Below are 11,492 nucleotides of genomic sequence, written 5' to 3'. Positions count from 1 at the left end.
CTGAAGTCAAATTAAATTGACCAGTTGCCCTCGTATATGTCCGATAATATGGTTCGGATGTTTCTACCAAGTTACCATTAATAACTTGACTATGAAGGTGAATGCAGTCATGCCTTTTTTAGGTGGCGGCATTCACCTTTTAATGTAGTAAGCATAAACGCGTAGAAAGAGGATACTTTCGCACGCGTTTTTTTGTATACGTAGTGAATTGGCACAAATATTAGAAGAGGTGGAATGCATATGTCTTCAACTCCATTGTTGAAAGAGCAAGAAAAGATTGTTGTTCTAGATTTCGGTAGTCAATACAATCAACTAATCACACGTCGTATCCGTGAATTCGGAGTTTATAGTGAGTTACATCCTCACACAGTAACAGCAGAGGATATTAAGAAAATGAACGCTACAGGAATTATTTTCTCTGGTGGTCCAAATTCTGTTTATGACACTAACGCTTTTCACATTGACAAAGAAATCTATGACTTAAATATTCCGATTTTGGGAATTTGCTATGGAATGCAGTTGATGGCTTACCAATTTGGTGGAAAAGTAGAAAAGTCTTTTACAAGAGAATATGGTAGAGCTGAAATAGATATAAAGAATCCAACGACATTGTTTGGTGATCTTCCTTCTAACCATGTAGTGTGGATGAGTCATGGAGACCACGTGACAGCAGCTCCTGAAGGTTTTGAGGTAATCGCTACAAGTCCATCTTGTGACATTGCAGCAATGGCTAATGTTGAAAAAGGCTTATATGCAGTACAATTCCATCCAGAAGTTCGTCACTCTGTATACGGGTTAGAATTACTTCGCCAATTCGTATTTGATGTTTGTAAAGCAAAAGGTGATTGGTCAATGGAAAGCTTCATCGAGATGGAAATTGAAAAAATCCGAGAAACAGTTGGAGACAAAAAAGTTCTATGTGCACTAAGCGGCGGAGTAGATTCTTCTGTAGTTGCAGTGTTAATCCATAAAGCAATTGGTGACCAGCTGACTTGTATGTTCGTTGACCATAATCTACTTCGCAAAGACGAAGCAGAAGGTGTAATGAAAACCTTCACTGAAGGCTTCAATATGAACGTTATTAAAATTGATGCTCGTGAGCGTTTTATGAGTAAATTGGCTGGAGTATCTGATCCAGAGAAAAAACGTAAAATTATAGGTAATGAATTTATCTATGTTTTTGATGATGAGGCTTCTAAGCTAGAAGGTATGGATTTCCTAGCACAAGGAACTCTTTATACAGACATTATCGAGAGTGGTACAGCTACTGCTCAAACGATTAAATCTCACCATAATGTTGGTGGACTTCCAGAGGACATGCAATTCAAGCTAATTGAACCTCTTAAAACTTTATTTAAAGATGAGGTGCGCGAGTTAGGTTCAGAGCTTGGCTTAGCTGATGAAATCGTATGGCGTCAACCATTCCCAGGTCCTGGACTAGCTATCCGAGTATTAGGAGAAGTAACAGAAGAGAAACTAGAAATCGTGCGTGAATCAGATGCAATCCTACGCGAAGAAATCGCTAAAGCTGGTTTAGAACGTGATATCTGGCAATACTTCACTGTACTTCCTGATATCCGTAGCGTCGGTGTAATGGGAGATGCAAGAACTTATGACTACGCAATCGGTATTCGTGCAGTAACATCTATCGACGGCATGACCTCTGACTGGGCGCGTATCCCATGGGACGTTCTCGAAAAAGTATCTGTTCGTTTAGTAAACGAAGTAGCACACATCAACCGCGTACTGTATGACATTACGAGCAAGCCACCAGCTACTATTGAGTGGGAATAGTACTCTTCATTAATATAATCTAAACAGGTTAAACGCAGTCATATCCATGTCTAGCCTAGTATGTTAAGAACTATCAGTGATTAACGTACAACTTTTTATATTTCAAAAGTTAAACTCTCTTTTAGTTATTTATAACAAATAACTAGAAGAGTTTTTTTGTTTAGTTAAAATTAGGAACTTGATTGAAGACTTTAAAGTCGTTTAAAAAATAATGCGAGTCATTCTATTTAATAAATGGTCTATACAGTGAAGTGAAGGAAACAGTTGGATTTTATACATCTCAAGCCCTAGCTTTAAATATATCTCAGGTCCATTAACAGGAATTCATTCGCACTGTAAGATAGAAATATAAAGAAGTAAGTAGTGGAACGATTATACATAAAATAAAAAGTTTGATTTTCGATTGCTATCAGTAATTATTATGAAAGATAAGGAGTGAGAATATGAAAAAGCTTTGGTTCTTATGGTGGATTGCTAACACTTTTTGGGTTGTCATTTTTGCATTAGGAACGGCTTTCGTTTGGTTAAGGGAGGTTGATGGTGCAGGTGCAACTCAAACATTTGAGGCAAAATTAGCAGCATTTATAGTTTTATTAATCGCCTTTATACTTCCCTTAATAATTCAAGTTGTATGGCTAATTGTTAACTTGGTAATCAACAATAGTAAAAAAACAAAAATTCAGCAGGTATAAAAGGGAATTATGTACTTAAGAAATTAGCAAAATAAGCAATCAGACGCGATTATAGAACAAAAAAATTAGATTTTTAAACGACTTTATTGTTATATTTTTAGTGCAGTAAGTATCTTTCATCAAAAGTTAAACGATTATATTTTAACCCCTTTCTAAATTTAGAAAGGGGTTATGTTTGTTTGTTCTTTTAAAATTAAAGAACTTTATTGTCATTTTACATTAAAATGAATCAGCAAATTTTAGGTCGTAAAGATAAGTATAATGAATACCATTTGGCTAAGAATTATTTTAATAAGTTTTTACTGATATATTCAAGGTTAGGCAGTACACTAATAAAGTAAAAAGGTTTAATTCAGTAAAGTAAGGTATATTATATTTGTTGAATAGATTCTCTTTAAAGACAAGAAAAGAAGGTGAACAAAGTGGGGAAATACCAATTGGATACCAAAGGTAAGGCAGTTGTGGCAAAGTATCATGAAAAACACAAGCCTGCCAAATTTGATAAAAAGCAGCAACTTGAAAAAATACGTGCGGAGTATTTGAAAAAGAAGCAAAAACAAACAGATAATTAATATGAATGAAAACATAGGAAGACTAAAATCTCCCTATGTTTTTCTTATTCGATGTCCTTTTTTTAAAATTGAAGATAGAGTTTATTATTCTCCTAAATTTCAGATTCGTTGACAAAAAAACTCGTCATCAGATATCTCTTTCGAAACGACATAGCCATTATTCAAACTAATAGCGTTGTAAACAGGGGTTCACCAGCTACAAAAGAGGACAAGAATTACATGATCTGAACGGGTTTTTCTGTGTTGATAAACAGCGTTATATTTCAATGGTTGGCGCGTGCTTTATGATATTACGAGTAAGCCACATGCTACTATGAGTGGGAATAGTATAAATAAAACCTTGGACTGCCTATTTTATAGGTTTTCCAAGGTATTTTTATTCTGAGAAATATAGGTCTATTTTACTTTAAAAATTATTTTGCCTATAAGCAGAAAACGAACTATTATTTGGTTAAATTAAATAATGTTCGTATTTAGTATTGATTTCGGCATAATTCGGTGTTATATTACATATATAATTTAATTATGTCGTCGTATAACGTTGGGAATAAGGCCCAAAAGTCTCTACCGAATCACCGTAAATGATTCGACTACGATGAGTGAGCCTATTTATATTCACTTATTGGGGATAGTACATGTATACGACCGAAAATGGTTGTATACTTTTTTTCGTTATCGCGACAAAAAATGGAGGAACTTATGAAAAAGTATTTTCGTTTTGAGGAATTAGGAACTAACTATCGCCGCGAGATTATTGGTGGATTAACAACGTTCTTAGCTATGGCTTATATCTTAGTGGTAAACCCTATGACGTTATCACTAGAATCAGTGCCTGGATTACCTGAATCTATGTATATGGATAAAGGGGCAGTCTTCACTGCTACTGCAATCGCAGCAGCATTAGGTTCTATTTTAATGGGTGTCCTGGCTAAATACCCGATTGCCTTGGCACCTGGTATGGGTCTCAATGCTTTCTTCGCTTACACTGTAGTACTGAAATTCGGAATTCCATGGGAAGTCGCTTTGACTGGTGTTTTTGTAGCCGGGGTAATCTTTATCTTACTTTCTTTATCAGGTATTCGTGAAACTATTATTAATGCCATCCCATCTGAGCTTAAATATGCGGTAGGAGCGGGGATTGGATTATTCATAACCTTTGTTGGTCTACAAAACGCAAAGATTATCGTTGGTAATCCTGATGTGATTGTTGCGCTTGGTGATTTAGCTGACCCAAATGTTCTATTAACAATTTTTGGTCTTATTATAACAGTTATTATGATGGTTAAAGGCGTTAAAGGCGGAATTTTCTACGGTATGTTAATTACCGCTATCGTAGGTATGATCTTTAAGTTAGTAGAAGTTCCTCATGCGATTGTTGGAGAGGTTCCAAGTATGGAATCAACTTTCGGGGCAGCACTCAAACCTATTTTTGAAAACCCAGCATCTTTAATGACATCACAATTTTTAATTGTAGTGCTTACCTTCTTATTTGTTAACTTCTTTGATACAGCTGGAACATTAATTTCCGTTGCGAACCAAGCAGGGTTAATGAAAGATAATAAATTACCTCGTGCAGGTAAAGCTTTACTAGCAGATGCTATTGCTACAACTGCCGGAGCTGTCGCTGGTACCTCAACTACTACATCTTATGTAGAATCTACAGCCGGTGTTGCTGCAGGTGCTCGTTCAGGGTTTGCTGCAGTTGTTACTGGAGTTCTCTTGTTATTATCATTGTTCTTCTATCCTGTATTAGATGTAGTAACTTCTTATGTAACGGCACCAGCATTAATTATAGTGGGTGTACTTATGGTTTCATCTTTAGGAAGTATAGAATGGACGAAATTTGAAGTAGCAGTTCCAGCATTCTTTGTTGTAATTGCAATGCCATTAACTTATTCAATTGCAACTGGTATAGCAATTGGTTTCATATTCTATCCAATCACGATGATTGTAGCTGGAAGAATAAAAGAGATTCATCCGATAATGTATGGGCTATGGGTAATATTTGTGGCCTACTTCATATTCTTATAATTTTCAAGCTATCGAGAGGGGCCAAGTGCCTCTCTTTTTTTATGTGTTTTAATAAGAGGGTTATAAAGAGTTTATAGAGAAATAGTTTATATAGTAGAAACTCGAAAAGATAATGGGGGGGATTGTAGTGATGCAAATAAGAAAAGCAACACCTTTAGATGCAGAGGGTATCGCAAGAGTTCACGTAGAAAGCTGGAAATCTACTTATATAAACATTGTCCCAGAGGATTTCCTAAAAAACCTTTCCTATGAAAAAAGAGTAGAGTATTGGTATTCTGCTATACCCGATGGAGAAGTATATGTAGCGAAAAATGAAGAAGGGGAAGTGATTGGTTTTGCTTCTGGTGGCAAGGAACGAAGTAGGAAGTACCCTAAGTATAATGGAGAGTTATATGCCATTTATATTTTGCAAGAGTATCAGGGGAAAGGTGTCGGAAAACTACTGATTAAACCAATAGTGAAAGAACTAAAGCGCCAGGGAATCTCATCTATGTTAGTGCTTGTGTTAGAGGATAACCCTTCGCGGAAGTTTTATGAAAAGCTTGGTGCAAAGAAGATTGATAGTATAATAGTTGAAATTGGTGGAGTGCAGCTTAATGAGCTAGTATACGTATGGGAGGATATTGATCTTCTAGCTTATGAATAAAATCAGGAATTAAAGCCGTCTAAAGCGCATTGAGAGAGGGATTAGAAAGTCTAAAAGATTTTAAAAGACTTATCAGAATAGATTGTTATTATATTTTCGCTTATTTTATTAAAAATACTGTTGACGAATAGTTAAATAGGGTGGTATAGTTATCAAGTTCTCATTTTTACTTCTGATTTCAAAAAAACAATTTAAAAAAAGTTGTTGACATTGATGATTAGATTTGATAAGATAATAAAGCTGTCGAAACAAAACGACACAATGAACATTGAAAACTGAACATGCAAAACGTTAAGACATATAGCATCAAACAACTTCGGTTGTATTGAAGCAAAACAATTTTTGACATCATTTAATGATGATGCCAGCAAAACAAAATGAGCTTTTTAAGTTCTCTATTATGGAGAGTTTGATCCTGGCTCAGGACGAACGCTGGCGGCGTGCCTAATACATGCAAGTCGAGCGAATGATGAAGAAGCTTGCTTCTTCTGATTTAGCGGCGGACGGGTGAGTAACACGTGGGCAACCTGCCCTGTAGATTGGGATAACTCCGGGAAACCGGGGCTAATACCGAATAATCCATTACCTCACATGAGGAAATGTTAAAAGACGGTCTCGGCTGTCACTACAGGATGGGCCCGCGGCGCATTAGCTAGTTGGTGAGGTAACGGCTCACCAAGGCGACGATGCGTAGCCGACCTGAGAGGGTGATCGGCCACACTGGGACTGAGACACGGCCCAGACTCCTACGGGAGGCAGCAGTAGGGAATCTTCCACAATGGACGAAAGTCTGATGGAGCAACGCCGCGTGAGTGAAGAAGGTTTTCGGATCGTAAAACTCTGTTGTGAGGGAAGAACAAGTACGAGAGTAACTGCTCGTACCTTGACGGTACCTCATTAGAAAGCCACGGCTAACTACGTGCCAGCAGCCGCGGTAATACGTAGGTGGCAAGCGTTGTCCGGAATTATTGGGCGTAAAGCGCGCGCAGGCGGTCCTTTAAGTCTGATGTGAAAGCCCACGGCTCAACCGTGGAGGGTCATTGGAAACTGGGGGACTTGAGTGCAGAAGAGGAAAGCGGAATTCCAAGTGTAGCGGTGAAATGCGTAGAGATTTGGAGGAACACCAGTGGCGAAGGCGGCTTTCTGGTCTGTAACTGACGCTGAGGCGCGAAAGCGTGGGGAGCAAACAGGATTAGATACCCTGGTAGTCCACGCCGTAAACGATGAGTGCTAAGTGTTAGGGGGTTTCCGCCCCTTAGTGCTGCAGCTAACGCATTAAGCACTCCGCCTGGGGAGTACGGTCGCAAGACTGAAACTCAAAGGAATTGACGGGGGCCCGCACAAGCGGTGGAGCATGTGGTTTAATTCGAAGCAACGCGAAGAACCTTACCAGGTCTTGACATCCCGCTGACCGGCCTAGAGATAGGCTTTTCCCTTCGGGGACAGCGGTGACAGGTGGTGCATGGTTGTCGTCAGCTCGTGTCGTGAGATGTTGGGTTAAGTCCCGCAACGAGCGCAACCCTTGATCTTAGTTGCCAGCATTCAGTTGGGCACTCTAAGGTGACTGCCGGTGATAAACCGGAGGAAGGTGGGGATGACGTCAAATCATCATGCCCCTTATGACCTGGGCTACACACGTGCTACAATGGACGGTACAGAGGGTCGCAACCCCGCGAGGGTGAGCTAATCCCATAAAACCGTTCTCAGTTCGGATTGTAGGCTGCAACTCGCCTACATGAAGCCGGAATCGCTAGTAATCGTGGATCAGCATGCCACGGTGAATACGTTCCCGGGCCTTGTACACACCGCCCGTCACACCACGAGAGTTTGTAACACCCGAAGTCGGTGGGGTAACCCTTTTGGGAGCCAGCCGCCGAAGGTGGGACAGATGATTGGGGTGAAGTCGTAACAAGGTAGCCGTATCGGAAGGTGCGGCTGGATCACCTCCTTTCTAAGGATATATTCGGAATACAGATCTTTATCTGTATCTTAACGTTTTGCAGTTCAGTTTTGAGTGTTCATTTTTATGATGAGCATTTATACTTGCTCCTGCGATTACTCGTCGCAAAGGGACAAGCCCTTTGTTCTTTGAAAACTGGATAAAACGACATCAAAAAAGAAACAAACGCAAGATATTCAAATTGTGATCACTTACGTGATTGCAAGTGTAGTACTTTTAACTTTTAGGTTAAGTTAATAAGGGCGCACGGTGGATGCCTTGGCACTAGGAGTCGACGAAGGACGGCACTAACACCGATATGCTTCGGGGAGCTGTAAGTGAGCTTCGATCCGGAGATTTCCGAATGGGGAAACCCACTGCCCGTAATGGGGCAGTACATTTGCGTGAATACATAGCGCATCTGAGACACACCCAGGGAACTGAAACATCTAAGTACCTGGAGGAAGAGAAAGAAAATTCGATTCCCTGAGTAGCGGCGAGCGAAACGGGAAGAGCCCAAACCAAGAGGCTTGCCTCTTGGGGTTGTAGGACACTCTATACGGAGTTACAAAAGAATGAGTTAGATGAAGCGACCTGGAAAGGTCCGCAGGATAGGGTAAAAGCCCCGTAGTCCAAAATTCATTCCCTCCAGAGTGTATCCTGAGTACGGCGGAACACGTGAAATTCCGTCGGAATCCGGGAGGACCATCTCCCAAGGCTAAATACTACCTAGTGACCGATAGTGAACCAGTACCGTGAGGGAAAGGTGAAAAGCACCCCGGAAGGGGAGTGAAATAGACCCTGAAACCGTGTGCCTACAAATAGTCAAAGCCCGTTAACGGGTGATGGCGTGCCTTTTGTAGAATGAACCGGCGAGTTACGATTACATGCGAGGTTAAGTTGAGAAGACGGAGCCGCAGCGAAAGCGAGTCTGAATAGGGCGAATGAGTATGTGGTCGTAGACCCGAAACCAGGTGATCTACCCATGTCCAGGATGAAGGTAAGGTAACACTTACTGGAGGTCCGAACCCACGCACGTTGAAAAGTGCGGGGATGAGGTGTGGGTAGCGGAGAAATTCCAATCGAACCTGGAGATAGCTGGTTCTCTCCGAAATAGCTTTAGGGCTAGCCTCAAACGTTAGAATCTTGGAGGTAGAGCACTGTTTGGACTAGGGGCCCATCCCGGGTTACCGAATTCAGACAAACTCCGAATGCCAATGATTTATGTTTGGGAGTCAGACTGCGAGTGATAAGATCCGTAGTCAAGAGGGAAACAGCCCAGACCACCAGCTAAGGTCCCAAAGTATTTGTTAAGTGGAAAAGGATGTGGCGTTGCTTAGACAACCAGGATGTTGGCTTAGAAGCAGCCATCATTTAAAGAGTGCGTAATAGCTCACTGGTCGAGTGACGCTGCGCCGAAAATGTATCGGGGCTAAACAAATCACCGAAGCTGTGGATTGATACCTTTGGTATCAGTGGTAGGAGAGCGTTCTAAGGGCGTTGAAGTCAGACCGGAAGGACTGGTGGAGCGCTTAGAAGTGAGAATGCCGGTATGAGTAGCGAAAGATGGGTGAGAATCCCATCCACCGTATGACTAAGGTTTCCTGAGGAAGGCTCGTCCGCTCAGGGTTAGTCGGGACCTAAGTCGAGGCCGATAGGCGTAGACGATGGACAACAGGTTGATATTCCTGTACCACCACCCCACCGTTTGAGTGATGGGGGGACGCAGTAGGATAGGGTAAGCGTGCTGTTGGTTATGCACGTCCAAGCAGTGAGGTGTGAGTGTAGGCAAATCCGCACTCTGTAACATTGAGCTGTGATGGCGAGGACTTAGTCCGAAGTTCCTGATTTCACACTGCCAAGAAAAGCCTCTAACGAGGTGGGAGGTGCCCGTACCGCAAACCGACACAGGTAGTCGAGGAGAGAATCCTAAGGTGAGCGAGAGAACTCTCGTTAAGGAACTCGGCAAAATGACCCCGTAACTTCGGGAGAAGGGGTGCTCTTTTGGGTGTATAGCCTAGAAGAGCCGCAGTGAATAGGCCCAGGCGACTGTTTAGCAAAAACACAGGTCTCTGCAAAACCGTAAGGTGAAGTATAGGGGCTGACGCCTGCCCGGTGCTGGAAGGTTAAGAGGAGTGCTTAGCGCAAGCGAAGGTGCGAATTGAAGCCCCAGTAAACGGCGGCCGTAACTATAACGGTCCTAAGGTAGCGAAATTCCTTGTCGGGTAAGTTCCGACCCGCACGAAAGGCGTAACGATCTGGGCACTGTCTCAACGAGAGACTCGGTGAAATTATAGTACCTGTGAAGATGCAGGTTACCCGCGACAGGACGGAAAGACCCCGTGGAGCTTTACTGTAGCTTGATATTGAATTTTGGTGCAACTTGTACAGGATAGGTAGGAGCCTTAGAGCCCGGAGCGCCAGCTTCGGAGGAGGCGTCGGTGGGATACTACCCTGGTTGTATTGAAATTCTAACCCATACCCGTAACCCGGGTAGGAGACAGTGTCAGGCGGGCAGTTTGACTGGGGCGGTCGCCTCCTAAAGTGTAACGGAGGCGCCCAAAGGTTCCCTCAGAATGGTTGGAAATCATTCGAAGAGTGTAAAGGCAGAAGGGAGCTTGACTGCGAGACCTACAAGTCGAGCAGGGTCGAAAGACGGGCTTAGTGATCCGGTGGTTCCGCATGGAAGGGCCATCGCTCAACGGATAAAAGCTACCCCGGGGATAACAGGCTTATCTCCCCCAAGAGTCCACATCGACGGGGAGGTTTGGCACCTCGATGTCGGCTCATCGCATCCTGGGGCTGTAGTCGGTCCCAAGGGTTGGGCTGTTCGCCCATTAAAGCGGTACGCGAGCTGGGTTCAGAACGTCGTGAGACAGTTCGGTCCCTATCCGTCGTGGGCGTAGGAAATTTGAGAGGAGCTGTCCTTAGTACGAGAGGACCGGGATGGACACACCGCTGGTGTACCAGTTGTTCTGCCAAGGGCATCGCTGGGTAGCTATGTGTGGACGGGATAAGTGCTGAAAGCATCTAAGCACGAAGCCCCCCTCAAGATGAGATTTCCCATTACGCAAGTAAGTAAGATCCCTCAAAGACGATGAGGTAGATAGGTTCGGGGTGGAAGCGTGGCGACACGTGCAGCTGACGAATACTAATCGATCGAGGACTTAACCAAATTGTTTGTTTCAACTGATGTCTTTTATCCAGTTTTGAGTGAACAACTCAAGAGGGTTTCAAAACACAAGCAGTGCTAGGAAACGAGTGAGCGAAGGAAGGAGCGTACTTACGTACGTGACTGACTGAACGAGCGAAGTTGACAACGCAATGCGCAGTGGATTGGAAGCCGACAAGTCTAGTGATGATGGCGAAGAGGTCACACCCGTTCCCATACCGAACACGGAAGTTAAGCTCTTCAGCGCCGATGGTAGTTGGGGGTCTCCCCCTGCAAGAGTAGGACGTCGCTGGGCAACTATAGGAAGTCGTCACCGAGTAATCGGTGGCGGCTTTTTTTGTTCTACAAAGAATTTTTAAGTACCGAAGGCACTAACCACTCCATTAACATAGCAGTTCTTTTTACTGTTGAACATAATTAATAAGGAATGTCCTTTTATAATGTCGAAAAAATTAAAGGTCTTTTCCTCGAAATGACATTTCCCGGGAAATAGAAACTAGATATGACAGGAAAGATTAAAAATAAAATAATTAAAAGGAAATATAGTATATTTTAGAATAATGAAGTTATATATTTATTCAAAGTGAAATTGTTGTTGAAAAAGAGAAATTTACAATATCTCTATTTATGCTATTATGCAGAAAAG

Annotated in this window: 5 protein-coding genes, 3 rRNA genes and 2 riboswitches; all 8 genes read left to right on the top strand. The window is 42.4% G+C overall.

Translation table 11 applies throughout. The features are described from left to right. Positions 1–10 precede the first annotated feature (10 nt). Positions 11–112, top strand: a riboswitch (purine riboswitch). A 128-nt stretch (positions 113–240) separates the two neighbouring features. The 8 genes from guaA (at position 241) to rrf (ending at position 11,141) form a co-directional block, all read left to right on the top strand. Then, positions 241–1,794, top strand: a complete 1,554-nt coding sequence (gene guaA, locus MKY94_RS17360) for a glutamine-hydrolyzing GMP synthase (RefSeq protein WP_342577497.1) — start codon at positions 241–243, stop codon at positions 1,792–1,794. 443 nt (positions 1,795–2,237) lie between these two features. Beyond that, positions 2,238–2,486, top strand: a complete 249-nt coding sequence (locus MKY94_RS17355; RefSeq protein WP_144541989.1) for a DUF3923 family protein — start codon at positions 2,238–2,240, stop codon at positions 2,484–2,486. A gap of 422 nt (positions 2,487–2,908) precedes the next feature. After that, entirely contained in the window at positions 2,909–3,058 is a 150-nt protein-coding gene (locus tag MKY94_RS17350) for a hypothetical protein (RefSeq protein WP_186318291.1), read from the top strand. A gap of 511 nt (positions 3,059–3,569) precedes the next feature. After that, positions 3,570–3,671: riboswitch (purine riboswitch) on the top strand. An 86-nt stretch (positions 3,672–3,757) separates the two neighbouring features. Continuing rightward, positions 3,758–5,089 carry an NCS2 family permease gene (locus tag MKY94_RS17345; protein ID WP_144541991.1) on the top strand — a complete coding sequence of 444 codons (1,332 nt, stop codon included), beginning with the start codon at positions 3,758–3,760 and terminating at the stop codon, positions 5,087–5,089. Positions 5,090–5,219: 130 nt separating this feature from the next. Beyond that, positions 5,220–5,735, top strand: coding sequence for a GNAT family N-acetyltransferase (locus MKY94_RS17340; RefSeq protein WP_342578698.1), 516 nt, complete (start codon positions 5,220–5,222; stop codon positions 5,733–5,735). Positions 5,736–6,132: 397 nt separating this feature from the next. Continuing rightward, a 16S ribosomal RNA gene (locus tag MKY94_RS17335) occupies positions 6,133–7,686 on the top strand. Positions 7,687–7,921: 235 nt separating this feature from the next. Continuing rightward, positions 7,922–10,849, top strand: a 23S ribosomal RNA gene (locus MKY94_RS17330). Positions 10,850–11,025: 176 nt separating this feature from the next. Further along, positions 11,026–11,141: ribosomal RNA gene (rrf, locus tag MKY94_RS17325) — 5S ribosomal RNA — on the top strand. Together the 16S, 23S and 5S rRNA genes form the textbook arrangement of a ribosomal RNA operon. Positions 11,142–11,492 lie beyond the last annotated feature (351 nt).

This window comes from Psychrobacillus sp. FSL K6-2843, assembly GCF_038626375.1.
GTDB lineage: Bacteria > Bacillota > Bacilli > Bacillales_A > Planococcaceae > Psychrobacillus > Psychrobacillus faecigallinarum.
The sequence above is the reverse complement of the archived record's forward strand: the minus strand, read 5'-3'. Positions and strand labels throughout refer to the sequence as shown.